We start from the raw sequence: 24,976 nt of genomic DNA, 5'->3' as shown, positions 1-24,976 counted from the left end.
GGCGCAGGCGGGTGCCGGGCGCGAAATGTGCGCCGGGGCGTACGGCGACCGCCCCGGCGCACGAATGGTGACCCGGCACGCTCCGGAGAGCCGGGGGCGGCGCAGGCGGGTACGGGGCGCGAAATGTGCACCGGGGCGTACGGCGACCGCCCCGGTGCACGAATCGTGCCCCGGCACGCCCCGGCCGGCCCGGTCTACAGAGCGCGCTCCGCGCGGAGGACGGCCACCATCCCGGCGCGAACCCGATCGAGATGACGCGCGAGCGGTATGCCCGTCGGGTCCGCCGCCCACTGCTCCAGCGCCACCTGGAGCAGCTCGACCGCGACGCCGGCGAGGATGCGCGCCTGCGCGGCATCCGCGCCACGAGCGACGTAGCCCTCCGTCAGTGCCGCCCGCAGATCGGCCTGCTTCTGCAGATCGCGCTCGCGCAGAGCGGGCTCGGCCTCGATGAGGCGCCGCGCGGCGACGATCTCGGCGCGGCGGGGCTCGAAGCGTTCGGCGGCGAGGGTCTGCAACCCGTTCCAGGCGACGGCGAAAGGCGCCATGTCGGCGGGTGCGGCGGCGAGCATCTCGGTGGCGAGCCGGGGGATCTCGTCTCCGTTGAAGAAGACCTCGCGCTTGTCGCCGAAATGACGGAAGAACGTGCGTCGCGTCACCCCCGCTCGCTCGACGATGTCCGGCACCGTGGTCGCCTCGAAGCCGCGCTCGACGAACAGGGCCAACGCGGCGGCACGCAGGCGCTCGCGCGTGTCCGGTGCCCATCTGGCCATGTCGCGATCCTACGCGATGACACTTAGTGTCATCACGCTCTACGATGAGGGCACCCCGTGTCATCACGCGAAAGGCTCCTCATGCCCACTCACGCCGCCGCCACGCTCGCCGCACCCCGCGCTGCGCTCACGGTCACCACGGTCGACACGCCCACCCCCGCCGCCGACGAGGTGCTCGTTCGCGTTCGCGCCGTGGCGGTGAACCCCATCGACTGGGTCATCCAGGGCACGAGCCGCATCACCTACCGGTGGCTGCGCACCCCCGCGGTGCTCGGTTCCGATGTCGCCGGCGAGGTCGTCGCCGTCGGCGCCGAGGTGACACGTCTCCGGGTGGGGCAGCGCGTGTTCGGCCTGGCGACGGGCACCGATCGCGGACGCGATGCCCTTCGTGAAGGCGCCTTCCAGCAGTACACGACCCTGCTGGAACGCCTCGCGGCCCCCACGCCCGACACCCTCGCCGACGAGGAGGCGGCGGTCTTCCCCCTCGCCCTCTCCACGGCCGCGTGCGCACTGTTCCAGCCCGGGCAGCTCGGACTCCGGATGCCGGGTGACCCGGCCTCTCCGGGGCCGGCCGGTGTCGTGGTGGTCTGGGGAGGGTCCACGAGCGTGGGGATGAACGCCATCCAGCTCGCGCGCGCCGCCGGATACGACGTCGTGAGCACGGCATCCGCGAAGAATGCGGACACCGTCCTCGGCCTGGGGGCGGGCGCCGTGGTCGACCACCGCTCCCCCTCGGCGGTGGACGAGCTCGTCGCCGCCATCGCGGGACGCCCGGTGGTGGGCGCCGTGGCCCTCGGCGCCGGCTCCACCGACGCATGCATCGACGTGCTCACGCGAACAGGCGGAACGCGGCTCGCCATGGCGAGCACGCCGGTCTCGCTCGACACCCTCGTAGGGCGACGACGCCTCTTCCCCGCCATGATCCCGGTGTTCACCCGCATCGGTCTCGGCACGCTCCGTTCGACTCTGCGGGCTCGACGGCGTGGCATCCGTGCCGCCTTCGTGTGGGGCAGCAGCCTGCGCGACGACGACATGGGCTCCCGCCTCTGGAGCGAGGTCGTGCCCCGCGCCCTCGCCGAGGGCGCGCTTCGCGCCGCACCGGCGCCCGTCGTCGTCGGCGAGGGCCTCGGCGCGATCCAGGGCGCACTCGACCGGCAGCGCGCGGGCGTCTCCGCGCAGAAGCTCGTGGTGCGCCTCTTGATCGCGGGCGGCGGCGTGCGCCCGGTCGGCGCCTGAGCCCGGCCGGGGGCACCCGCACCCCCGCGCCTCAAGCCGGCGGCCGCATCCGCACCCCGGCGCCCGGAGCCCGGCGGCGGCATCGACTCCTCCCCACGCCGACGGTTCCGCCAGGGGCCTCGAGCCATGGCGCGCCGCCGACCGCACCCGTGGTCGGCGAGGCCGCGTACGCACGGCAGAATGGTCCGATGGTCTCCGCGAGCCCCCACCTGCAGCCCGATCACGCCTGCCTCATCGTGCACGGCAAGGACACCCCCGGAATCATCGCCGCGGTCTCGGCCCTCATCGCGCGCCAGGGCGGCAACGTCGTCGCCTTCGACCAGTACTCCGACCAGCTGCGCGGCGGGGCGTACTTCCAGCGCGTGGTGTTCCACCGCCCCGACCTGCCCGCGGCCCTCCCCGAGATCGAGGCCGACCTCGCGAAGACCCTCGGCGACGGCTTCGAGCTGGACTGGACCCTCACCGACCTGTCCACACCGAAGCGCATGGCGATCCTGTCGTCGAAGCAGGACCACTGCCTGCTCGACCTGCTCTGGCGTCACCGCCGCGGAGACCTGCCCGTCAGCATCCCGATGGTCGTGTCCAACCACACCACCTCGGCCGACGACGTGCGCTCCTTCGGCGTGCCGTTCTTCCACGTGCCGTCGACGCCGGGGCCCGACAAGTCGGCATCCGAGGCCCGCATCCTCGAGCTGCTGGTCGGCAACGTCGACTTCATCGTGCTCGCGCGGTACATGCAGATCCTCTCGCCCGACTTCCTCGAGAAGATCGGCGTGCCGGTCATCAACATCCACCACTCGTTCCTGCCGGCGTTCATCGGCGCGGAGCCGTACAAGAAGGCCAAGGAGCGCGGCGTCAAACTCATCGGCGCCACCTCGCACTACGTCACGAGCGACCTCGACGAGGGCCCGATCATCGAGCAGGACACCGTGCGTGTGACCCACGCCGATTCGGCCGCCGAGCTCGCCCGCCGCGGCGCCGACGTCGAGCGCCAGGTGCTCGCGCGCGCCGTGCTGTGGCACGCCGAAGACCGCGTGCTGCGCGACGGCAACCACACCATCGTCTTCTGACGCACGGCGGGAGGCGGAGCTGTGGCGCGACCGCAGCGTCATCGCATCCTGCCTGACCGGCGGGAGAAGTCGCCGGCCGAAGCTGCACCTGCAGGGTCCGCGGGGCGCTCCGGGCTGCCACCGAACCGCGGCCACGTGACGGGCGAAGGAGCGGGGACGGAGGGAGGACGCCACAGCGGCATCCGCCCTCCGCCCCTCCCTCGCCCTCCGCCCCTCACGCACCCGAGCGAGCCCGCGGATGCGGCCGGCGGCACGCGCCCGGCGGCGTCAGTCGGGGTCGCTCGCGCGACTGAGCGGACCGGTGCCGCCGCGCGGCGGCTGCTTGCGCTGACGCGCCAACTCGCCGCCGACGCGGCCCCCGTACGGGCGTCCGTGATCGGCGAACTCCGCGCGGAAGTACGCCAGCCGCCAGGCGCCGAGCTCGATGCGGGCACCGGTGCGCAGGATGCGCCCGCCCCCGCCGCGGCCCGGCCCCTGTTCACGCGCCCCGCCGCCGCCGACGACGTCGAAGCCGTAGAGGACGTACTCGTCGTCACCCTCGTGCCGGATCTCGGCGTGCACCGACGCCAGGCCCGGAAGACGCAGGTCGGCCTCCTCGCCGGAGCCGATGACCGTCTTGGTCGGCAGCAGATCGAACTCGCGCGGGCGCGAGCCGTCCCACGTCGCATCCCCCACCGCGAAGATCAGCCGCGGGCGCCCCGAACCGGGCGTGTAGTGGGTCGTCGTGATACGCCGACGCACCGTTCGATTGAGGGTCGGCACGAGCGGAAACGGCGTCTCGGGCGGGATCGGGAACGTCAGCACCTGGCCCTTGTTGCGGCGGGTCAGCAACGGTGCGACGGCACCCACCGACCCCAGCCGGATGTGACGCGACCCGGTGATCGCGCGCTGCAGGGCACTCTTCTTCACGTCTCCGAGCTGCAGGATCGGTCCGTCCGGACCCTCGAGCTTCACGGAGATGCCTCGGGATGCCAGAGCGTCGGCGACCGTGGACAACTCGGCGAGCGTGCGCCGACCGTTCCCCGGCAGGCGGGAGGGGTCGCTCACCACGATGCGCACCTCGGTGCCCGCCGCCGTGATCGTGCCCTCGAACGGCGGGGTGTCGGCATCCTGGTCCTGCTCGTGTTCCGAGAAGGCGAGGTCGATATCGAGGCGCACCACGATGGCGCCGCCCCTCAGTTGCCGCGGTACGGGTCGGACCCCGCCGCGGTGTCGTCGCTCGTGGTGACTCGCAGCGTGCCGTTGAGCTTCCAGGTGGCGCGCGGAGCGTCGGGGCCGATGTCGCGCGGCACCTCGACGGTCATGTCGACGAAGGAGTAGTTGACGGCAGCACCGCGACCGGTGAGGTACGACCACATCTCGCGGCCGAGATCGGTCCAGTCGGTGATCGAGTGCCCCTCGGGGCCGCGGGAGTCGGCGAACGGGTCGTTGGTGGTGGAGGAGTCGGACATGGCCTCTGGTCCCTTCGATGGTGCGAGTGCGCGTTGAGGCCACCAGGGTCCCAGCGGGGCCGCGCGCGCAAGGAGGGATTGCGTTTCCTGCGACCGTGGAGGAACATTCCCGTCCGTTCGCGGCTCGCGCCCGCGCACCTCCTGGCTGGGGGTCGGATGATCGTCCGTCCGGTGGTGCCCCGGCGCGCAACGGTCCGTTGCCGCCGGGGACACGGAGGCGACGTCAGTACACGTACTCCATCAGTTCGACACCGAAAACGCGGAACGCGTCGTGCGCGCGCAGGCGGTGCGCGATCGTCAGGTCGTCGAAGTTGACGATGAGCGCGTAGGCCACCCCCGAACGAGGCCCGCCGAGCACACCGGCCTCAGCTCGCACGCCCGCCGCGCGTCCGGTCTTGTTGACGAACAGCAGCCCGTGCCGATCGTTCTCGTGCGCGAACGGATCGAGGCCGGTGGCGGATGCCACGAGCGAGAGGTCGTGGTTGAGGCTGAGCCACTCCGCGACCTGCGCGCTCACCCCGGGCGAGACGGTCGTGGAGTTCACGAGCCCCGCGAACACCTGGGCCATCTCGCGCGCGGTCGACAGGGCGAGGTGCGGGGCGTCGTCGGGGCCGCGGTCGTCACGGAAACGATCGAGCAGCGCGGTCCGGCGCAGGCCCAACTGTTCGATGCGCGTGCGCACGGCGTCGAGCCCCACCCGGCGCAGGAGCGCATTGGCGGCGAGCGCGTCGCCCGAGGAGGCGGCCAGCAGCGCGACGTCGACGAGGGGCAGGGCCGGTGCCTTCAGATGCTGCCACACGCCCCCGTGCGCTGCGCCGTGCACGGTCGAGCGGTCGATGATCTCGAGCGGATCGATGCGGCCCGCTTCGAAGGATGCCGCCACCTCGACGAGCAGCGGCACGACCCCGAGGCCGCCGACCGGCAGCGTGAGGAAATCGTCGCCGGCGAGCACCTCCGACCCGCCGTCGAGGTCGTCGATGCGCACCGACACCTGCGCACCCGACGCCGCGAGCTCATCGAGGGCGCGCAGCGTCGCCGTGAACGAGCGCCGCCCCGCAGCCGCGCGGCGGGGCAGACGCTTCGGTCCCTTGCGACCGGCACCACGCAGGGCCGGGGCGTCGCGTCGAGACGACGCCACCGGCCCGCCGACGGGGTCGGGCGCGGCGGGCTCGGGAACCGGGGGCATGCCCACGAGCGTGGCTCCTTCCGTGTCAGGAAGACAACAAACGCGACCTCACCAGATGGTGACGCGCTGGTCGGCGTCGAGCCACAGCGCGTCGCCCTCGGTCACACCGAAGGCCGTGTAGAACGCGTCGATGTTGCGCACGATCTGGTTGCACCGGAACTCGTTGGGCGAGTGCGGGTCGATCGTGAGCAGGCGGATGGTCTCGGCATCCCGGCCCTTCTGCTGCCAGATCTGCGCCCAGCTCAGCAGCAGACGCTGGATGCCGGTGTACCCGTCGACCACGGGACCGTCGGCCTCGGTCTCGCCCTGCTCGGCGAGGAAGAGCCGGTACGCGGCGATCGCGATGCCGAGGCCGCCGAGGTCGCCGATGTTCTCGCCGATCGTGAGCTTGCCGTTGACGTGGTGCTCGTCGCCCAGCCCCTGGGGCACGAGGGCCTCGTACTGGGCGATGAGGGCCTTGGTGCGCTCCTCGAACGCCGCGCGGTCGGCATCCGTCCACCAGTCGCGAAGCGAGCCGTCGGCGTCGAAGCGGCTGCCCTGGTCATCGAAGCCGTGCCCGATCTCGTGGCCGATCACCGCGCCGATCCCGCCGTAGTTGGCGGCGGCGTCGCGATCGGCGTCGAAGAAGGGGTACTGCAGGATCGCCGCGGGGAACACGATCTCGTTCATGAGCGGGTTGTAGTACGCGTTGACCGTCTGCGGCGTCATGTACCACTCGTCGCGGTCGATCGGCTGGCCCACCTTCGACAGCTGACGGTCGTGCTCCCACACGTGCGCGCGCCGGACGTTGCCGACGAGGTCGCCCGCGTCGATCTCGACGGCCGAGTAGTCCTTCCACCGCACCGGGTAGCCAATCTTGGGCACGAAGGTGTCGAGCTTGGCGAGGGCCCTCTCGCGCGTCTCGTCGGTCATCCAGTCGAGGTTCTGGATCGACCCGCGGTAGGCCTCGATGAGGTGCGCGACGAGGCCGTCCATGGCATCCTTCGCCGACGGCGTGAAGTGCCGCTCGACGTAGACCTTGCCGATCGCCTCGCCCAGCGCCGCCTCGACGAGGCTGACCCCGCGCTTCCAGCGCTCGCGGTTGACGGGGACGCCGGTGAGCTGCGTGCCGTAGAACGCGAAGTTCTCGGCGACGAAGTCGTCGGAGAGGAAGGCCGCCGCCGCGTGCACGATCTTGAAGCGCAGCCATGCCTTCCAGTCGTCGAGACGCTCCTCGACGAGCAGGCCGCCGAGCGACTCGACGAAGCTCGGCTGGTAGACGACGACCTCGGCGAAGGCGTCTTCGTGCCCGGGCGCGACGCCGGCGCGCCACGGCTCGAGGTCGACACCGGCGAGCGCGACGGTGTCGACCCACGTCTTGAGGTTGTAGGTCTTGACCGAGTCGCGGCTGTCTTCGCGCGACCAGTGGTGCGAGGCGATCTCGGTCTCGAGGGCGAAGATGCGATCGGCGGATGCCGCGGCCTCGGCGACGCCGGCGAGTTCGAGGATGCGCGTGATGTGGCCGCGGTAGGCCTCGCGCGTCTCGGCGAAGTTCTCGAGCGTGTAGTAGCTCTCGTCGGGCAGCGAGATGCCGCCCTGGTAGATCACCGGCACGTACCGCGTGGGGTCGCCCGGGTCGGGTTCGACGAAGAGGGCGATGAGGCCGCTGATGCCGTCGCGCTCGAGTTCTCCGACGAGCCGGAGGAAGGAGGGGATGCCGTCGACACCGTCGACGCGCTCCAGCTGCGGCGCGAGGGGCTCGCCGCCGAGCGCCCCGATGCGTTCGGTGTCCATGAAGCTGGCGTACAGGTCGCCGATCTTGCGGGCTTCGCTGCCCGGCTCGGCGTCTTGCGACTCCTGCACGATGGCGCGCACGTCGGCCTCGGCCTGCTCGGCGATGAGGTGGAACGACCCCCAGCGGGCCTTGTCGTCGGGGATCTCGGTGCGCTCCAGCCAGCTGCCGTTCACGTGGCGGAACAGGTCGTCCTGCGGGCGGATCTCGGTGCTGAGCTCGTCGAGCGCGAGACCGGAGGAGCGGGGGATGTCGGTCATGCAGACAGGATAGAGGCCGCTTCTCTGTGCCCGCTCCGAACACTCGGCGGGTGAGGCCCGGGCGATGTCGGGGGTCCGCCATAGGGTCGAAGAGTGACGACCACACCGCCGGCGACGCTGAACCGCTCCATCCTGCGGTTGGCCGTTCCGGCGCTCGGCGCGCTCATCGCCGAGCCCCTCTTCCTCATCGTCGACGCGGCGATGGTGGGGCACCTCGGCGTCGCGCCCCTGGCGGGCCTCGGCATCGCCGGAGCGGTGCTGCACACGATCGTCGGACTCATGGTGTTCCTGGCCTACTCGACGACACCGGCCGTCGCGCGACGGTTCGGCGCGCGCGAGCCCGGGCGCGCGGTCTCGGTGGGCATCGACGGCATGTGGCTCGCGCTCGCGCTCGGCGCGGTGCTCGCGGCCGTCGGCGCCATCGTGTCGCCGCTCGTGGTCGACCTCTTCGGTGCGGCGCCCGACGTCGCCGAGAACGCCCGCACCTACCTGACGATCTCGATGTGGGGCCTGCCCGCGATGCTCGTCGTCTTCGCGGCGACCGGCCTGCTGCGGGGCATGCAGAACACCGTGACACCCCTGTGGATCGCCGGTCTCGGCTTTGGCGCGAACGCCCTGCTCAACGCGCTGTTCATCTACGGCTTCGGCTGGGGCATCGCCGGCTCCGCGGTCGGCACGGTCGCGGCGCAGTGGGCGATGGTGGGCGCCTACGTGCTGGTCGTGCGCCGACTGGCACGGCTGCACGCGGCATCCGTCCGCCCGCAGCGCGAGGGTCTCGGCGGAACCGTGCGCTCGGGCGGCTGGCTCTTCCTGCGCACGGTGAGCCTGCGCGCGGCGTTCCTGGCGACGGTGGCGGTGGCCACGGGCCTGGGCTCCGCCGAGCTCGCCGGGTGGCAGATCGCCTTCACCATCTTCTCGACGGCAGCCTTTGCGCTCGACGCCCTCGCGATCGCCGCACAGGCGCTCATCGGACGTGCCCTGGGCGCCGGCGACACCGAGACGGTCGGGCGGGTGCTCGGCCGCACGAGCGCGTGGGGCATCTGGTTCGGCGTGGCGGTCGGCGCCCTCGTGGCGTCGTCGTCGGGCGTGCTCGGACTGGTGTTCACGGGGGATGCCGAGATCGCCGCGCTCATCCAGCCCGCGCTGCTGGTGCTCGCGGTGGCGCAGCCGCTCGCGGCATTCGTGTTCGTGCTCGACGGCGTGCTCATCGGCGCGGGCGACGCGCGCTACCTCGCGCTCGCGGGTGTGCTCAACCTCGTGCCGTACGTTCCCGCTCTCGTGCTCGTCGCGGTCTTCGCTGGCGGCGGCGCCGCGGGACTCGCCTGGCTGGCCGCGGCGTTCTTCGGGGTCTACATGCTCGCGCGGGCGCTCACGCTCGGTCTGCGCGTGCGCGGCAAGGCATGGATGACGGCGGGAGGCTGAGGCAGCCTGTGCCGCCGCGTGCGATCACGCCCAGCGACGGCACCATTCGTACATGATCACCGCGGCCGCCGAGGCGGCGTTGATCGAGCGCGTCGAGCCGTACTGCGTGATCTCGACCACCCCGGTCGCCGCGGCGATCGCCTCGGGCGAGAGCCCCGGCCCCTCCTGGCCGAACAGCAGCACGCACCGCTCGGGCAGGTCGGCCCGGTCGACCGGAACCGACCCCTCGACGTTGTCCACCGCGATCACGGGCAGACCCTCCGTGCGAGCCCACTCGGTGAAGGCCGCGACGTCTTCGTGGTGGCGCACGTGCTGATAGCGGTCGGTCACCATGGCACCGCGGCGGTTCCAGCGGCGCTTGCCGACGATGTGCACCTCGGCGGCGAGGAACGCGTTGGCGCTGCGCACGATCGACCCGATGTTCAGGTCGTGCTGCCAGTTCTCGATCGCCACGTGGAACGGATGCCGCTTGGCATCCAAGTCGGCGATGATCGCGTCCATCGTCCAGTAGCGGTACTCGTCGACCACGTTGCGGCGGTCGCCCTCCGCGAGCAGCTCGCGGTCGTACCGCGGGTCGCCGGGCCACTCCCCCGACCACGGGCCCACGCCGTGCGCCGGTTCGTCGGACGGCGATGCTGCAGGCGTGGCACCCGGCGCGGTCTCGTCGGCATCCGTCACCGCCTCAGGCTACCCGCGCGCCGCGCGCCCTCGCCGCCGCAGGGCGGAGACGTCTGTTCGTCACTTCCGTCGGCCCGCTGCGACCGTCGTCGCGGAGGCGGAGGAAAAACCTTTGCACAGGAGTCTCGATCGCCGAACCCGCGCCCATCGCTTTTCGGCATCCCGAAAACTTGCTAGCTTTTCGGCATGCCGAAAACAGTGGATGCCATCGACCGCCGCCACGCTCCCGGGCGCGCGCTGTGGCTCCTGGGGCCGGCGATGGTCGCCGGTGTCGCCTACCTCGATCCCGGCAACGTCGCGAGCAACATGACGGCGGGTGCCGCATTCGGCTACCTGCTCGTGTGGGTGGTGGTGCTCGGCAACGTCATGGCGTGGCTCATCCAGTACCTCTCGGCGAAGCTCGGCATCGTCACGGGCGAGAGCCTGCCGCAGGTGCTCGGCCGCCGGATCCGCCGCCCGTGGGCGCGACGCGCCTACTGGCTGCAGGCCGAGCTGGTCGCGATGGCCACCGACGTCGCCGAGGTCATCGGCGGTGCCGTGGCGCTGCACCTGCTCTTCGGCATCCCCCTGCTGTGGGGCGGGGCGATCACCGGCGTCGTGTCGATGGGCCTGCTGCTCGTGCAGACGCGGCGCGGGGCGCGAACCTTCGAGACGGTGCTGATAGGCCTGCTCGTCGTCATCGCCGTGGGCTTCTCGTTCGGGCTCTTCTTCGCTCCCCCGGCGCCCGACGGCGTCATCGGCGGGTTGCTCCCGCGCTTCGAGGGCACGGAGTCGGTGCTGCTGGCGGCATCCATCCTCGGCGCGACGATCATGCCGCACGCCATCTACGCGCACTCGGCGCTCGCGCGCGACCGGTTCGCTCCGTCGGCGCTCATTCCCTCCGGCGAGACACCGCATGCCGCCTCCGCCGGCCTCCCGTCGACCACTGACGCCGCCGTGTCGCTGGAGGACGCCCGCGGCATCTCCACCCCGCGCCTGCTGCGCGCGACCCGCTGGGACGTCACGATCGCCCTGGCCGTCGCCGGCACCGTCAACCTCGCGATCCTGCTGCTGGCCGCCGCCAATCTGGCCGGGGTCGACGGAACCGACAGCCTCGAGGGCGCCTACGCGGCGCTGCGCGACGGGCTCGGTCCCCTCGTCGCGACGCTCTTCGCGGTCGGACTGCTCGCGAGCGGACTCGCCTCGACATCGGTCGGCGCCTACGCGGGCGCCGAGATCATGCACGGGCTGCTGCGGGTGCGGGTTCCGCTGCTGGCACGACGGCTCGTGACCCTCCTCCCCGCGCTGGGGATCCTCGCGCTCGGCATCGACCCGACCCTCGCCCTGGTGCTCAGCCAGGTGGTGCTGTCATTCGGCATCCCCTTCGCGCTGGTCCCCCTCGTCGCGCTGACGGCACGGGCCACGGTGCTCGGCGCGTACCGCAACCGCGTCGCGACGACGGTCGCCGGGGTGCTGGCATCCGTGTTCCTCATCACCCTCAACCTCGTCCTCCTCTGGCTCGTCTTCACCGGCGGATAGGCTGACGGCGTGAAATCGCCCGTGGCCGACGACTATCTCAAGGCGATCTATCACCACACCGAGTGGCAGGACACCCCGATCACGCCGTCGCAGCTCGCGAGCGTGCTGGGGCTGGCGCCCTCGAGTGTGACCGAGATGGTCAAGAAGCTCGCCGCACAGGGGCTGGTGACGCATCGCCCGTACGGCCCGGTGTCGCTGACTCCCGCGGGCGAGCGGCGCGCGGCCGGCGTCATCCGTCGGCACCGGCTCATCGAGACCTGGCTCGTACGCGAATACGCGTACGCATGGGACGAGGTGCACGACGAGGCAGAGGTGCTCGAACACGCGCTGAGCGATCGCCTCCTCGAGGGCATCGACGAACGCCTCGGGCGCCCCCGGTTCGATCCGCACGGCGATGCGATCCCGGATGCCGACGGCACCGTGCACCGCCAACCCTTCGTGCTGCTCTCGCGAGCCGCCGCAGGCCACGCGGGGCGCGTCCTTCGCGTGAGCGACCGCGACCCCGAACTGCTGCGCGCGCTCGTCGAGCGCCGCATCGACGTCGGTCACGAGCTCGAGGTGGTGTCCGACGAGGTCGTGCGCGCCGACGGCGTGGAGGTGGCCCTGCCGGCCGGCGCCGGCGAGTCGGTCTGGCTGACGGCCTGAGGGCGGTGCCGGGGCGTCGAGACGGCCGGGCGGCGGGCGGGCACCCCAGGTATGCGAACCGCCGCACCACCGCCGACGGAGAGGAGGCCGCGACTCGCTCTATCGAGCGGAGCCCCCGCTCAGGATGCCGCGCGGCGAGCCCGATCGAACGGCCAGCGCACGTGGGTCGCGGTCTCGCAGGCGCGCCAGAGGTCTGCCCCGAGCTCGCTGCGGCGGGTTCGCCGCGCCGGCGTCGCCACGCGCGGTGCGCCGCGTGCGATGAGAGCCGGACCGTACATCGCACCGCCGTCGGCCCGGGGGTCGACCAACGCGCGCACCAACGCCCACGCGCCCTGTTCCTTCGACTGGGTGATCGGCGCCTGAAGATTGTCGACGAACCGCGTGAGCCGGCTCGGCTCGTTGACGCCGCGAACCCCGCGGGTGCGCCCGCTCGTCGAGTACCCGGGGTGGGCCACCAGGCTCTGCACCGGCACCCCGTGCGCGCGCAGGCGCTTGTCGGCCCCGAGTGCGAGAGACGTCGTGGCCGCCTTCGACTGCACGTACGCGCGCCAGGGGGTGTAGCCCTCCACGAGCTCGGGGTCGGTGGGAAGGTGTGCCCAGATCGAGGTCGACATGCTGCCCACCCACACCATGCGGCCGCGCGCGGCGGCGAGCGGCTTGAGCAGCTCCCCGGCGAGCGCGAAGTGACCGAGCACGTTCGTGGCGAAGACGAGCTCGTGCCCGCCGACGACCTGGCGCTGCTTCGGCGGATGCACGACGCCCGCGTTCAGCAATAGGCCGTCGAGACGTCCGCGCGCGCGGACGGTGGCCGCTGCGGCACGCACCGACCCCATGTTGCTGGTGTCGAGCAGGAGCGTCTCGATCGCGGCATCCGGGTTCGAGCGCTTTACCGCCGACTTCGCGTCGACGAGCCTGTTCGGGTTGCGCCCGGTGAGCACCACGTGCGCGCCGGCGGCCGCGAGCTGCTGGCAGGCGAAATAGCCGAGACCGCGTGTCGCGCCCGTGACGAGGTAGGTCTTGCCCGTCAGGTCGGGGAGGTTCCGGGAATCCCAGTCGGTGCGCGCCACCCTACGACCCTAACGAGATCGCTCCCCGGCGTCACGGCTTCATTCCGATTCGGGCATATCGACACCGAGGGAACTTTTTTCGGCCCATCTCGTGACGAATCCACGCGTCGCCGCGTCTTCCTGGTGAGCACACGCTCCGTCGCGACGAGATGGGTCGCCGCCGACGCCGACACTCGAGAAGGAGTCAGATCATGGGTCTGGACGACAAGATCAAGAACGCCGCTCAGGACATCGTGGGCAAGGCGAAGGAAGCCATCGGCAACGCCACCGACAACGACAAGCTCGCCGCCGAGGGCAAGGCCGAGCAGGCGAAGGCGGATGCCAAGAAGGCCGGCGAGAACGTCAAGGACAGCTTCAAGTAAGACCACACCGCAGACGGGCGGGTTCGACCACGGTCGGACCCGCCCGCGCTCGTGTCCGCACCGTCGCAACCGGATGCCATGTCGGAGGCCGGGGCTAGGCTGGCCCCATGCGGACCCGGGGCGACATCGAATGCTGGCTCACCGACATGGATGGCGTTCTCGTGCACGAGAACACACCCATCTCGGGGGCGTCCGAACTGCTCGCGCAGTGGCGGGCCGAGGGCACGCCGTTCCTGGTGCTCACGAACAACTCGATCTTCACGCCGCGTGATCTGAGCGCGCGCTTGAGAGCGTCGGGTCTCGACGTCCCCGAGGCGTCGATCTGGACCTCGGCTCTTGCCACCGCCGACTTCTTGAAGTCGCAGATGCCCGGTGGGTCCGCGTTCGTGATCGGCGAGGCGGGGCTCACCACGGCCCTGCACGAGGCCGGCTTCATCATGACCGAGACGACTCCCGATTACGTGGTCGTCGGCGAGACGCGCAACTACTCGTTCGAGGCGATCACGAAGGCCATCCGTTTCATCCGCGGCGGCGCGCGCTTCATCGCCACGAACCCGGATGCCACGGGCCCCTCGACCGAGGGCGTCCTCCCCGCGACGGGGGCCATTGCCGCGCTCATCACGAAGGCGACCGGCAAGGAGCCGTACATCGTCGGCAAGCCCAACCCGATGATGTTCCGTTCCGCGCTCAACCGGATCGGTGCGCACAGCGAGAACACCGGCATGATCGGCGACCGCATGGACACCGACATCGTCGCTGGTATCGAGGCGGGGCTGCACACCGTGCTGGTGCTCACGGGCATCAGCGACCAGCGCGAGATCGAACGCTACCCCTTCCGCCCCGACGAGATCCTCGACTCCGTCGCCGACCTCGTGCGCGACGAGCCGATCGAGACCGAACTCGCCGACGGCGAAGAGGGCCTCGAAGCGGGCCTCTGACACCTCATCCCGGAGGACGACATGGACGACCGCACCCTGTGGCTGATCACGGCCTTCTTCATCACCGCCGGCACGCTCGTCGCGTTCATCGTGCAGTGGCGTCGCTCCCGCCGGGGCGGTGGCGGGCGCGACCCGTTCGACGGGCCGGGGCCCGACGACGACTCCCGCTGACAGCCACGGCGGGGTCGAGCCGGGGCTGTCCCGCCCCGGGTGCGGCGATGCGGGGCGGAGCGGGCGGCCGCGAACGCTGGTTCGGCCCACGCGCCGACGCGACGGCATCCTGAGCGCTCGTCACCGGAACGGGCGACGTCACCGACTGTCGCACGCGGTTCGCGCGACAACTCATGGCGCCCGCTGCCGCGTCACCAGAACAGGAAACGTCACCGGAACAGGCTGATCGGCGGCCGATCGCCCTGTTCTCGTCGCCCACCCCTGTTCTCGTGACGTCACGCGAACAGCCGCACGCGCGATCGGATGCCGCGTCGCGCGAGGGCGGTCCCGCTGGAGCGCGACCGGCCGGGGACTACTGGGGCGCGAGACCCAGGTCGTCGAGGTCGATGGATGCCAGCCACTGCAGGCCCTCCGCCTCGATCGCGGCCTGTGCGCCGGTCTTGCGATCGACGATGACGGCGACGGCGACGACCTCCGCGCCCTCGCGGCGCAGTGCTTCGACGGCCTTGAGCGCCGACTGGCCGGTGGTCGAGGTGTCTTCGACGACGACGACGCGCTTGCCCTTCACATCGGCGCCCTCGATCTGGCGGCCGCGGCCGTGATCCTTGGGCTCCTTGCGCACCACGAATGCGTCGAGCGGCGTTCCGGCGTGCACCGACTCGTGCATCACGGCGTTCGCGATCGGGTCGGCTCCGAGGGTCAGACCGCCGACGGCGACGACACCGTCGAGGTCCTTCACGAGGTCGAGCACGAGCCGGCCGATCGCGGGGGCGGCTCGGTGATCGAGCGTCAGCTTGCGCATGTCGACGTAGTACGTCGCCTTTTTGCCGCTCGAGAGGGTGAAGTCGCCGTGGAACACCGCCTCCTCATTGATGAGGCCGATGAGGGCCTGACGGTCGGCTTCGAGCTCGGGAGTGGAGGCGGTGGTCACGGCGTCGAGTCTAGAGGGCGGCTTGGTGGGGCACGGTTGCACGGGATACTCACCACATGAAGAAGCGAGAGCTCGATGTGCTGGTCCAGCAGCTCGCCGGCGATGAACGCACCGACGAGGTGCGCGCAGCGCGGGAGAAAGCAAAAGCGCGCGCCCACGCACATCCCGAACTTCGCCTGGCGCTCGCCGAGCACTATCGCCGGCTCGGAGACCCCGCGCAGGCGGGTCGCTGGGGCGTCGTCTTCCCTGGATGGTCTCGGCCGCATGAGATCGCCCGGCTTCGGCTCTTTCTCCTCCAACATGCGGACGGGGGCGACTTCGTCCGGAGATACCTGGCCCTGTGGAAGGCGACCCCCCTCCCGCCCGAGGTTCTCGACCTGGTCGCGCCGTCGTTCGTCGAGAGAGCTCCTCGAGGTGACGGGGCGTTGTTCCTCACGGGCTGCGGGGGAGGGCTCATCGCGTTGACGATGGTCGTGCTGTCGTTGACAACCGGAGCGAACGTGCTTTGGCTGGCGCTGATCGGTCAACCTACGGAGCACGAGGCCGTGGAGTTCGTCATCACCGGCACAGTGGCAGGCTTCGGGGCACTGCTCGTGGCCGTTGCCAGCAGGATTCCCTCGGAAGCCGAGAAGGCAGCGGATGCGGAATTCGCTGTCTCACGAGCACTTCAACTTCTCGAGCAACGTCCCGCAGAAGGACGTGCGATGCTCCAGAGCCTGGCGAAGACCGCGGACTCCCCGACGGTGCGCGGCGCTCTTGTCGATGATGCACGCCGGCGGAGGAGTCCGACCGACGCCGGACGATGGGGCTGTCCCGAACCCGGGCTCACAACTCCCGAGGAGCGCGATGCTTTCGCGTCCCTCGTCATGCGGAAGCCGGCCAAGGACCCGGTCGAACGCCTCCTCACTCTGTCGGCCGCCTGGTCGGGCCGGCCGATACGCGGCGACATCCCGGACGTGCTCCGGCGCGTGGGCGCCACGGCTCCGCGCCCGTTTGCGGACGTCGAGTATCCGGGTCCTGCTCTGCGCTGGTGGTTCGCACCGCTGGTGGGCGTACCGCTCGGTGCTGTCGGTTGCCTACTGCTCCCCGACCACGCGCACGTCATCGCCGCGATCACCGTGGCATTGATGGCAGCGTCATGGGCCGGTCTGTGCCTCGTCGCTGCAGCTTCGCCCCTGAGACCGCACCGGAACCGAATCGACTACGCTGCGGCGTCCGCCGCGCTGGCCGCGACCGCCGTGGGCTTCGCCATCGCCGCATGGTGACGGAAGCCCCGACGGGCACGGCGATGTCGGAGCACGAAAGTAGGCTGGATGCCATGCGCCTGGCCACCTGGAACGTCAACTCCATCCGTGCCCGCGTCACCCGCACCGTCGAGTTCTGCGTGCGTGAGCACATCGACGTGCTGGCGATGCAGGAGATCAAGTGCAAGACGGAGCAGTTCCCGTACGCCGCCTTCGAGGAAGCGGGCTACCACGTCGCCGCGCACGGTCTGAATCAATGGAACGGCGTCGCGATCGCCAGCCGCGAGCCGCTCGAAGACGTCGAGATCGGCTTCCCCGGCATGCCCGGGTTCGAGAAGGGCAAAGAAGGCCCCGATCTGCCGCAAGAGGCCCGCGCGATCGGCGCGACGGTGAACGGTGTGCGCGTGTGGAGCCTGTACGTGCCCAACGGGCGCGGACTCGACGACCCGCACTACGTCTACAAGCTCGACTGGCTCGACCGGCTCCGGCAGTACACCGCCGACACGCTCGCGCAGAACCCCGACCTGCCCCTCGCGCTGACCGGAGACTTCAACATCGCCCCGACGGACGACGACAACGGCGACCCCACCGTCGTCGAGGGTGCGACCACCCACGTCTCGCCGCCCGAGCGCGCCGCCTTCGCGGCCTTCGAGTCGGCCGGACTCACCGACGTCGTGCGTCCGCTGATTCCCACCGGCTACACGTATTGGGACTACAAGCAGCTGCGCTTCCCGCGCAACGAGGGGCTGCGCATCGACTTCATCCTCGGGTCCCGCGCGTTCGCCGACGCGGTGCACGGCGCAGAGATCCACCGCAACGAGCGCAAGGGCGAGGTCCCCAGCGACCACGTCCCGGTCGTGGCCGACCTCGATCTGTCGGGCGCGGATGACGACGACGACCTGCCGATGATCTTCGGCTGAGCGCCGCCAGACGGCATCCGCTCGTCGCACCGCCCGCGCAGCCGAGCTGAGCGCTGACCGCCCCTGGCATCCGGTGCTCGCGCGGGGCATCCCACCGGGGTGAGCGCTGCCCAGCGGCATCCGGTGCGAACGTCCGGAGTGGCGTCGCGGATCCGGAACGGGGTCGCGGGTCCGGAACGGGGTCGCGGATCCGGAACGGGGTCGCGGATCCGGACGGAATGCGCCCATCCGTCCGGATCCGGTGTTCATCTCCGGATCTGTCACCCTGGCGGGCTGAGTCCGGCACCAACCTTCGGATCTGTCACCCCGGCGAGCTGAGTCCGGCACCAACCCCCGGATCCGGCACCCCGGCGGGCTGCGTCCGGCACCAGTCCTGCGGATCTGCACCCCAGCGGGCTGCGTCCGACGCCGACCCCCGAATCTGGCACCCCAGTGGGTGAATCCGGTGCCGATGTCCGGATCCGCGACCCCAGGGGCACCCAAGAAAATTTCCGGGCCCTGTCGATTCCGCCACCGCCCGTTCGACGCGATAGTAAGGGGAAGCATTCGCTCCCCTCCGACCGCTCCGATGAGCACACACGAGAAGAGTCCACGATGAAGTTCATGCTGATCATGCGCGGCACCGACGAGGTGTACGCGGCGTACAAGCAGATCCCGTTCGAGCAGGTCATCAACGAGATGGGCGCCTACAACGAGTCGATGATGACCGCCGGCGTTCTCGTCGCCGGCGAGGGGCTGGCCGAAGACACGAGCAAGAACTTCGTCGTCGAGTTCGGCGGCGAAGCGCCGGTCGTCACCGACGGTCCCTACGGCGAGACGCACGAGCTGTTCAACGGCTTCTGGATCATCGAGGTGTCGACGAAGGAAGAAGCCATCGAGTGGGCACGGCGTGCGCCGCTGATCGCCGGCAACAAGCTCGAGGTGCGCCGCGTGACGGACGAGACCGACTTCGCCGACTTCGCCGATAACGAGTACATCCAGAAGGAGGAGGGCTGGCGCGAGGAGCAGGCCTCCCGTTGACCCACGTGACCACCGACGTCGCGCGGCGCGTCGCGGCGATCTGGCGCATCGAGGGCGCACGGATCGTCGCGACGCTCGCGCGCGTGGTCGGCGATCTCGCGACGGCGGAAGATCTGGCTCAGGATGCCGTGGCCGAGGCGTTGGCGCAGTGGCCGGGCGACGGCATCCCGAGCAATCCCGGAGCCTGGCTGACGGCCGTCGCGAAGCGCCGCGCGATCGACGGCTGGCGCCGCTCGCAGAACCTGAGCGAGAAGTACCGGCTGATCGGCGCAGGCCTGGACGACATCACGGATGCCGAGTGGCAACCCATCGACGACGATGTGCTGCGCCTGGTGTTCGCCGCCTGCCATCCCCTACTCGCTCGCGAAGCGCAGGTGGCGTTGACGCTGAAAGTGGTCGGCGGCCTCGACACCGACGCGATCGCCCGCCTGTTCCTCGTGCCGGTGCCGACGATGCAGCAGCGGATCGTGCGTGCGAAGAAGGCGCTGTCGGCGGCGCGCGTGCCCTTCGCGGTGCCCGACCCGTCGGAGTGGCCCGCTCGCCTCAGCGCGGTGCTGAGCGTCATCTATCTCATCTTCACCGAGGGGTACGCAGCGAGCACCGGCGTCGAGGTGCTGCGCACCGAGCTCGCGCGCGAGGCGGTGCGTCTCGGCCGCGTCCTCCACCGGCTGCTTCCTCGAGAGCCCGAGGCGCTCGGACTCTCCGCCCTGACGGAGCTGCAGGCGTCGCGCTTCGCCGCCCGGGTGGACGCGAACGGGGATGCCGTCCTGCTCGCCGACCAGGACCGTCGGCGGTGGGACCGCTCGACGATCGCCCGCGGTGCGGCGCTGCTCGATCGGGCGGACGCGCTCGGCCGGGGACGCGGCCCTTATCAGCTGCAGGCGGCGATCGCCCTCTGTCACGCGAAGGCGATGAGCGTGGATGCCACCGACTGGGACCGCATCGTGCTGCTGTACGAGATGCTCGGGCGCGTCGCCCCCAGCCCGGTGGTCGAGATCAATCGCGCGGTCGCCGTGTCGATGGCATCCGGTGCCCTGAAAGGTCTCGCGATCGTCGATCAGCTCGCGGACGCAGGAGTGTTGAAGGGGTCGCACCTCATCCCCTCGGTACGCGGGGAGCTGCTGTCGCGGCTCGGGCGCACGCGAGAGGCGCGCTCCGAACTGCTCGCCGCGGCGGAGCTGACCCGCAACGAGCGGGAAGCGGCGTTGCTGCGGCGCAAGGCCGAGGCGCTGCAGCTCTGACCGCAACCCAGGTGGCTGAACCCGTCGAAGCCACCGGCCCCGGGCTCCCCCGGTCCCTTCGACAGGCTCAGGGACCTCCGCCGAAAAAGCGGCGAAACCCAGGTGGCTGAGCCCGTCGAAGCCACCGGCCCCGGGCTCCCCCGGTCCCTTCGACGGGCTCAGGGACCGCGGGGGGCGACCGCACCCGTCGATGTCACGCTCCCCGAGCCCTTCGACGGGCCGGAAACCTGCGCCGGGCACGGCGGCGGGGCCGAAGCGCACCCCGGCCCCGCCGCACGCGGCGTTCAGGCCGCGGGAACCTCCGCCGGCGCGGTGCGCGCGATGAGCGTCACGAGCGCCTCGATGATCGAGCGCAGGAACGCCGCCGTGCCCTCGTCGGTCACGGTGCCGTCCTCCTCGAAGAGGCCGGGGGTCGACTGGATGTAGCCCTCGGGCTGGCCGAGGACGAGGGCGTTGTAGTGCAGCAGCACCGAGCGCAGGTGCTGCTGACCGGCGGCGGTGGCGATGCCGCCCTGCGAGGTGCCGACGACGGCGGTGGGCTTGTCGTTGAACGACGCCTCGCCGTAGGGGCGGGCCGACCAGTCGAGGGCGTTCTTCAGCACACCGGGAATGGAGCGGCTGTACTCGGGGGTGACGATGATCATGCCGTCGGCATCCTCGATCGCCTTCTTGAAATCTTGGGCGACCTGGGGGAAGTTCCCGTCGTGGTCGGGAGAGTAGAAGGGGAGGTCCTTGATGGGGACCTCCTTCAGGGTGACGCCTTCGGGGGCGACCTTCTCGAGCGCCTTCGCCAGGCGGCGGTTGATCGAGGTGCTGGAGATGCTTCCGACGATGTAGCCGATCGTGTACTCGGTCACGATGATCCTCTCTGGGACGACGGGGGCGCACAGCGCCCGGGTTCATTCAGGTGCAAGCATCGGGGGGCGAACCTGTATTCCGGCCCCTCTTGACTCCGCCCTGCGGGGGATGCTGATGTCGGAGGTGCGCTCTAGCGTGGAGGGATGCCACGCCTCACCCGCACCCCGCAGCGCGGCGACGTGGTGCTCGCGCTCGTGCTGTTCCTCGGCGGGATGCTGAGCGCCGTGCTGTCGTCGATCTCGGGCCTGTACGGCGACGAGCAGGGCTCCCTCGCCGTCGCGCTCGTCTACGTCGCGATCCTCGCCGTGCCCATCGCGTTCCGCCGTCTATGGCCGTCGGTGACGGCCGTGATCGTGTCGGTGGCGTACTTCCTCGCTGTGACCTTCCGCATCCCCGAGCTCTACGCCGGCAACATCGCGATGTTCATCGCGCTGTACACGGTGGGCGCGTGGGAGCAGAACCGTCGGCGCGCAACGATCGTGCGCATCGCGATCATCGTCGGCATGTTCGCGTGGCTGTTCGTGGTGATGTTCCAAGACGCCACGCAGCCCGTCGACGCCGCGGTCGAGGGCGCGTTCTCACGTGCCGGCGCGTTCTCGCCGTTCGTCGCCTACCAGCTGCTGATGATCGGCGTGAACGCGTTGTTCTTCGGTGGCGCCTACTACTTCGGCGACCGCTCGCACCAGCAGATGCGCGAGCGCGCGGCCCTCGAAGAGCGCACCGCCGAGCTCGAGGCCGAGCGCGAGGTGACAGCGGCGCAAGCCGTCGCCCTCGACCGGGTCCGGATCGCGCGCGAGCTCCACGACGTGGTCGCCCACCACGTGTCATTGATGGGCGTGCAGGCCGGTGTGGCGCGGTCGCTTCTCGAACGCGACCCCACGGCGGCCCGCGAAACGCTCACCGGTATCGAGGGCTCTGCCCGCACCTCGTTGAACGAGCTCCGCCACCTGCTCGAGACGCTGCGGTCGCCCGGCTCCGACAGCGATCCCGACACCGCCCCGACGACGCACGGGCTCACCTCGATCCGCGCCCTCTGCGACGAGGCGACCGCTGCGGGCCTACCCACCACTTTCACCGTCGTCGGCGAACCCGACCGAGACCCGCCACCGCTCGTGCAGGTCAACCTGTACCGCATCGCGCAGGAGGCCCTCACCAACGCCCGCCGCCACGCCGGGCCCGACGCGACCGCCGACGTGCGTCTGCGATTCGGTCCGGATGCCGTCGAGCTCGAGGTCTCCAACACCGGCCGTCGTGGCTCGTCGACGCCGGGGCTCGGGCAGCTGGGCATGCGCGAGCGCGCCGCGGTGTCGGGCGGCACGATCGAGATCGGGCCGCGTGCCCGCGGCGGTTTCCTGGTGCGCGTGCGCGTGCCCGTCACCACCGCGGAGGTCACCCGTGTCTGAGCTGCGCGTGCTGCTGGTCGACGATCACGCCATGATGCGGGCGGGGTTCCGCACGATCTTGTCGCTCGAAGACGACATCACCGTGGTCGGCGAGGCGGCCTCCGGCACGCAGGCGCTCGCCGCCGCCGTCGAGCTGCGACCCGACGTCATCTGCATGGACGTGCAGATGCCCGACATGGACGGCCTCGAGGCCACCCGGCGACTCACCGCCGACCCCGCCTCCGATGCGGCCGTGCTCATCGTCACGACCTTCGACCGCGACGACTACCTCTTCGCGGCCCTCGCCGCCGGCGCGAGCGGGTTCCTCCTCAAGAACGCCGGCCCCGAAGAACTGGTCGCCGCCGTCCGCGTCGTGGGCGCCGGCGACGCACTGCTGGCCCCCGAGGTCACGCGGCGAGTGATCGAACGGTTCGCCGGCGTAGGGCCCACGGCCGTGGCATCCGTTCCCCCTCCCCTGCCGGTCGCCGAGCCGCTGACCGAGCGCGAGTCCGAGGTGCTGAAGCTCGTCGCCGAGGCGCTGAGCAACGCCGAGATCGCCGCCCGGCTGTTCATCGGCGAGGCGACGGTGAAGACGCACGTGTCGAACGTGCTGCAGAAGCTCGGCGCCCGCGATCGCGTGCAGGCCGTCGTGCTCGCCCACCGCCACGGGATGGCCTGACGCGGCCGCCTCTCCCCCGCCCGGCGGAGGGGGAATCCCCACCCGAGGCGGAGGCGCCGCGGCATCCGTCTCCCTAGCGTGGAATCACAGTGAGAGGAAGGGATGCGACATGCTCGATCTGAACGGCATCAACAAGAGCTACGGCGGACGCCGCGTGCTCGACGACGTGAGTTTCACGGTGGCCCCGGGGCGGCTGACGGGCTTCGTCGGCGGCAACGGCGCCGGCAAGACCACCACGATGCGCATCGCGCTGGGCGTGCTCGGCAAAGACGCGGGGACCGTCGAGCTGGGCGGCTCCCCCGTCACCGCCGCCGACCGCCGCCGCTTCGGCTATATGCCGGAGGAGCGCGGGCTGTACCCGAAGATGAAGGTCGCCGAACACATCGCCTATCTCGCGCGGCTGCACGGCTTCGGCAAGGCCGAGGCCACCCGCAAGGCCACGGCGCTGCTCGAGCGTCTCGGACTCGGCGAGCGCCTGGGCGACCTCGTCGAGACCCTCTCGCTCGGCAATCAGCAGCGCGCGCAGATCGCTGCCTCGCTCGTGCACGAGCCCGATGTACTCATCCTCGACGAGCCGTTCTCGGGCCTGGACCCCCTGGCGGTCGATGTCGTGGCGGGCGTGCTGCAAGAGAAGGCGGCGGCCGGTGCCGCCGTGCTCTTCTCGTCGCACCAGCTCGATGTCGTCGAACGCCTGTGCGATGACCTCGTGATCATCGCCGGGGGCACGATCCGCGCCGCGGGCAGCCGCGACGAGCTCCGCGCTCAGCACGCGACGCACCGCTACGAGCTCGTCTCGGGCGGCGACGCCGGCTGGCTGCGCGATGAGACGGGCGTCACCGTGCTCGATTTCGACGGCGGATACGCCCTGTTCGACGCGGCCGACGACGCCACCGCGCAGCGCGTGCTGCGTGGTGCGGTCGAGCGCGGCGATGTCGCGAGCTTCGCCCCGCAGAGACCGACCCTCGCCGAGATCTTCAAGGAGGTCATCCAGTGAGCACCGCCACTCCCGCCCCCCGCCGCGCGCCCGGCGAACCGCAGAGCATCTGGCTCGTCGCCGAGCGCGAGATCGGGTCCAAGCTGCGCAGCAAGGCGTTCGTCATCTCCACCGCGATCCTCATCGCCGCCGCCCTCGCCTCGGTGATCTGGGGCGGTTTCGCCGCGAGCAACGCCTCGGGCAGCGGCATCCCGGTCGCCGTGACCGCTCAGACGCAGAGCGCGGTGTCGGGTCTCGACGGGCTCGAGGTGACCGTTTCCGACAGCGACGACGCCGCACGCGCCCTGGTGGAGGACGGGACGGTGGATGCCGCCCTCGTCTCGGGCTCATCGGATGCCGCTTTCGATTACACCGTCGTGGCGGAGGACAACGTGCCCTCGGCGTTGTTGCAGATGCTCAGCGAGAGCCCGCCCGTGCAGCTGCTCGACCCGGGCGCCGGACTCGCCGACGCGCTGCGCTACATCATCGCCCTCGGCTTCGGGCTGGTCTTCTTGATCGCCGCGTCGACCTTCGGCGGCACCATCGCCCAGAGCGTGGTGGAGGAGAAGCAGACACGTGTGGTCGAGATCCTCATCTCGGCGATCCCCGTGCGGGTCCTGCTGGCCGGCAAGGTGCTCGGCAACACGATCCTGGCCATGGCGCAGATCGTCCTGCTGGCCGCTGTGGCGGTGATCGGACTCGCCGTGACCGGGCAGACGGGAATGCTCGACGCCCTTGGCGCACCGATCGCCTGGTTCGCGATCTTCTTCCTCTTCGGCTTCGTGCTGCTGGCGGCGCTGTTCGCCGCGGCGGCGGCCATGGTGTCGCGCCAGGAAGACATCGGCTCGACGACCACGCCCATCACCATGCTGATCATGGCGCCGTACTTCCTCGTCATCTTCTTCAATGACAACCCCGTCGTGCTGACGATCATGTCGTACGTGCCGTTCTCCGCCCCGGTCGGGATGCCGCTGCGCATGTACATCGGCGACGCGCAGTGGTGGGAGCCGGTGCTGTCGCTTCTCGTCCTCATGGCCGCGTGCGTGCTCGCGATCGGCCTGGCCGCACGGATCTACCGCAACTCCCTGCTGCGGACGGGCGCGCGGGTGAAGCTCGCCGAGGCGCTGAAGGGCTGAGCATCGCGAACGGGAGGGGGATGGATGCCGAGCACTCCGGCATCCAT

The 24,976-nt window shown here is 70.8% G+C and carries 25 protein-coding genes; 16 read left to right on the top strand and 9 right to left on the bottom strand.

The genetic code is table 11. The annotated features are described in order from the left end of the window. Positions 1 to 194: 194 nt before the first annotated feature. Entirely contained in the window at positions 195 to 770 is a 576-nt protein-coding gene (locus tag QE410_RS00825; protein WP_307326748.1) for a TetR/AcrR family transcriptional regulator, read from the bottom strand. An 81-nt stretch (positions 771 to 851) separates the two neighbouring features. Here QE410_RS00825 and QE410_RS00820 point away from each other — a divergent pair, with 81 nt between their 5' ends. Then, positions 852 to 2,006: a zinc-binding alcohol dehydrogenase family protein gene (locus QE410_RS00820; RefSeq protein WP_307326746.1), complete on the top strand. Its 1,155-nt coding sequence runs from the start codon at positions 852 to 854 to the stop codon at positions 2,004 to 2,006. 188 nt (positions 2,007 to 2,194) lie between these two features. After that, positions 2,195 to 3,076 (top strand): formyltetrahydrofolate deformylase, encoded by an 882-nt coding sequence (gene purU, locus QE410_RS00815; protein ID WP_307326744.1) that lies wholly within the window; start codon positions 2,195 to 2,197, stop codon positions 3,074 to 3,076. A gap of 267 nt (positions 3,077 to 3,343) precedes the next feature. Here purU and QE410_RS00810 read toward each other — a convergent pair whose 3' ends face one another. The 4 genes from QE410_RS00810 to QE410_RS00795 form a co-directional block, all read right to left on the bottom strand. Beyond that, positions 3,344 to 4,237 carry an FHA domain-containing protein gene (locus tag QE410_RS00810; RefSeq protein WP_307326742.1) on the bottom strand — a complete coding sequence of 298 codons (894 nt, stop codon included), beginning with the start codon at positions 4,235 to 4,237 and terminating at the stop codon, positions 3,344 to 3,346. Between the two features lie 14 nt (positions 4,238 to 4,251). Continuing rightward, positions 4,252 to 4,527, bottom strand: coding sequence for a hypothetical protein (locus tag QE410_RS00805; protein WP_307326741.1), 276 nt, complete (start codon positions 4,525 to 4,527; stop codon positions 4,252 to 4,254). A 223-nt stretch (positions 4,528 to 4,750) separates the two neighbouring features. Then, on the bottom strand, positions 4,751 to 5,713 hold the full coding sequence (locus QE410_RS00800; RefSeq protein ID WP_307326738.1) for a serine hydrolase: 963 nt from the start codon (positions 5,711 to 5,713) through the stop codon (positions 4,751 to 4,753). 48 nt (positions 5,714 to 5,761) lie between these two features. Continuing rightward, positions 5,762 to 7,744, bottom strand: coding sequence for a M13 family metallopeptidase (locus tag QE410_RS00795; protein WP_307326736.1), 1,983 nt, complete (start codon positions 7,742 to 7,744; stop codon positions 5,762 to 5,764). A gap of 93 nt (positions 7,745 to 7,837) precedes the next feature. Between QE410_RS00795 and QE410_RS00790 the strand changes: the two genes are divergently transcribed. After that, the gene (locus tag QE410_RS00790) at positions 7,838 to 9,166 is read left to right on the top strand and encodes an MATE family efflux transporter (RefSeq protein ID WP_307326733.1); all 1,329 of its coding nucleotides are present in this window, start codon (positions 7,838 to 7,840) and stop codon (positions 9,164 to 9,166) included. 24 nt (positions 9,167 to 9,190) lie between these two features. Here QE410_RS00790 and QE410_RS00785 read toward each other — a convergent pair whose 3' ends face one another. Further along, on the bottom strand, positions 9,191 to 9,844 hold the full coding sequence (locus QE410_RS00785) for a TrmH family RNA methyltransferase (RefSeq protein ID WP_373459311.1): 654 nt from the start codon (positions 9,842 to 9,844) through the stop codon (positions 9,191 to 9,193). 186 nt (positions 9,845 to 10,030) lie between these two features. Here QE410_RS00785 and QE410_RS00780 point away from each other — a divergent pair, with 186 nt between their 5' ends. Further along, positions 10,031 to 11,362, top strand: coding sequence for an Nramp family divalent metal transporter (locus tag QE410_RS00780; protein ID WP_307326731.1), 1,332 nt, complete (start codon positions 10,031 to 10,033; stop codon positions 11,360 to 11,362). Between the two features lie 9 nt (positions 11,363 to 11,371). After that, a complete protein-coding gene (locus QE410_RS00775; RefSeq protein ID WP_307326729.1) occupies positions 11,372 to 12,007 on the top strand; it encodes a metal-dependent transcriptional regulator in 636 nt (211 codons plus the stop codon). Between the two features lie 119 nt (positions 12,008 to 12,126). On the opposite strand, the gene QE410_RS00770 is transcribed toward QE410_RS00775, so the two are convergent. Further along, the gene (locus tag QE410_RS00770) at positions 12,127 to 13,074 is read right to left on the bottom strand and encodes an SDR family NAD(P)-dependent oxidoreductase (RefSeq protein WP_307326727.1); all 948 of its coding nucleotides are present in this window, start codon (positions 13,072 to 13,074) and stop codon (positions 12,127 to 12,129) included. A gap of 191 nt (positions 13,075 to 13,265) precedes the next feature. Here QE410_RS00770 and QE410_RS00765 point away from each other — a divergent pair, with 191 nt between their 5' ends. From QE410_RS00765 to QE410_RS00755, 3 genes are all read left to right on the top strand, one after another. After that, a complete protein-coding gene (locus QE410_RS00765) occupies positions 13,266 to 13,436 on the top strand; it encodes a CsbD family protein (RefSeq protein WP_307326725.1) in 171 nt (56 codons plus the stop codon). A 107-nt stretch (positions 13,437 to 13,543) separates the two neighbouring features. Beyond that, entirely contained in the window at positions 13,544 to 14,374 is an 831-nt protein-coding gene (locus QE410_RS00760; protein ID WP_058231735.1) for an HAD-IIA family hydrolase, read from the top strand. 21 nt (positions 14,375 to 14,395) lie between these two features. After that, on the top strand, positions 14,396 to 14,545 hold the full coding sequence (locus tag QE410_RS00755; RefSeq protein WP_307326722.1) for a hypothetical protein: 150 nt from the start codon (positions 14,396 to 14,398) through the stop codon (positions 14,543 to 14,545). 352 nt (positions 14,546 to 14,897) lie between these two features. Here the strand turns inward: QE410_RS00755 and pyrE are convergent, their stop codons facing one another. Beyond that, entirely contained in the window at positions 14,898 to 15,476 is a 579-nt protein-coding gene (gene pyrE / locus QE410_RS00750) for an orotate phosphoribosyltransferase (RefSeq protein WP_058231736.1), read from the bottom strand. Between the two features lie 56 nt (positions 15,477 to 15,532). Between pyrE and QE410_RS00745 the strand changes: the two genes are divergently transcribed. The 4 genes from QE410_RS00745 to QE410_RS00730 all read left to right on the top strand — a co-directional run bounded on the left by QE410_RS00745 (position 15,533) and on the right by QE410_RS00730 (position 19,901). Next, entirely contained in the window at positions 15,533 to 16,741 is a 1,209-nt protein-coding gene (locus QE410_RS00745) for a hypothetical protein (RefSeq protein ID WP_307326719.1), read from the top strand. Positions 16,742 to 16,794: 53 nt separating this feature from the next. Continuing rightward, a complete protein-coding gene (locus QE410_RS00740) occupies positions 16,795 to 17,640 on the top strand; it encodes an exodeoxyribonuclease III (RefSeq protein ID WP_307334284.1) in 846 nt (281 codons plus the stop codon). 594 nt (positions 17,641 to 18,234) lie between these two features. Continuing rightward, on the top strand, positions 18,235 to 18,660 hold the full coding sequence (locus tag QE410_RS00735) for a YciI family protein (protein WP_307326716.1): 426 nt from the start codon (positions 18,235 to 18,237) through the stop codon (positions 18,658 to 18,660). Positions 18,661 to 18,665: 5 nt separating this feature from the next. Beyond that, a complete protein-coding gene (locus QE410_RS00730) occupies positions 18,666 to 19,901 on the top strand; it encodes an RNA polymerase sigma factor (protein ID WP_307334281.1) in 1,236 nt (411 codons plus the stop codon). 284 nt (positions 19,902 to 20,185) lie between these two features. Here QE410_RS00730 and QE410_RS00725 read toward each other — a convergent pair whose 3' ends face one another. Continuing rightward, complete coding sequence (locus QE410_RS00725) at positions 20,186 to 20,758, bottom strand: NADPH-dependent FMN reductase (RefSeq protein ID WP_307326714.1); 573 nt, start codon at positions 20,756 to 20,758, stop codon at positions 20,186 to 20,188. A gap of 144 nt (positions 20,759 to 20,902) precedes the next feature. On the opposite strand from QE410_RS00725, the gene QE410_RS00720 reads away from it, so the two are divergent. The 4 genes from QE410_RS00720 (at position 20,903) to QE410_RS00705 (ending at position 24,929) form a co-directional block, all read left to right on the top strand. Next, complete coding sequence (locus tag QE410_RS00720; protein ID WP_307326712.1) at positions 20,903 to 22,162, top strand: sensor histidine kinase; 1,260 nt, start codon at positions 20,903 to 20,905, stop codon at positions 22,160 to 22,162. Then, positions 22,155 to 22,820 carry a response regulator transcription factor gene (locus QE410_RS00715; RefSeq protein WP_307326710.1) on the top strand — a complete coding sequence of 222 codons (666 nt, stop codon included), beginning with the start codon at positions 22,155 to 22,157 and terminating at the stop codon, positions 22,818 to 22,820. The genes QE410_RS00720 and QE410_RS00715 overlap by 8 nt, the downstream gene beginning before the upstream one ends. Positions 22,821 to 22,929: 109 nt before the next feature. Beyond that, positions 22,930 to 23,814, top strand: a complete 885-nt coding sequence (locus QE410_RS00710; protein ID WP_307326707.1) for an ABC transporter ATP-binding protein — start codon at positions 22,930 to 22,932, stop codon at positions 23,812 to 23,814. Beyond that, positions 23,811 to 24,929 (top strand): ABC transporter permease, encoded by a 1,119-nt coding sequence (locus tag QE410_RS00705; protein WP_307326705.1) that lies wholly within the window; start codon positions 23,811 to 23,813, stop codon positions 24,927 to 24,929. Before QE410_RS00710 ends, QE410_RS00705 begins: the two co-directional genes overlap by 4 nt. The last annotated feature ends 47 nt before the right edge of the window (positions 24,930 to 24,976 follow it).

It is taken from the genome of Microbacterium sp. SORGH_AS_1204 (assembly GCF_030818935.1).
Lineage (GTDB): Bacteria > Actinomycetota > Actinomycetes > Actinomycetales > Microbacteriaceae > Microbacterium.
Note: the sequence above shows the minus strand (reverse complement) of the source record. Positions and strands in the feature narration are given on the sequence as shown.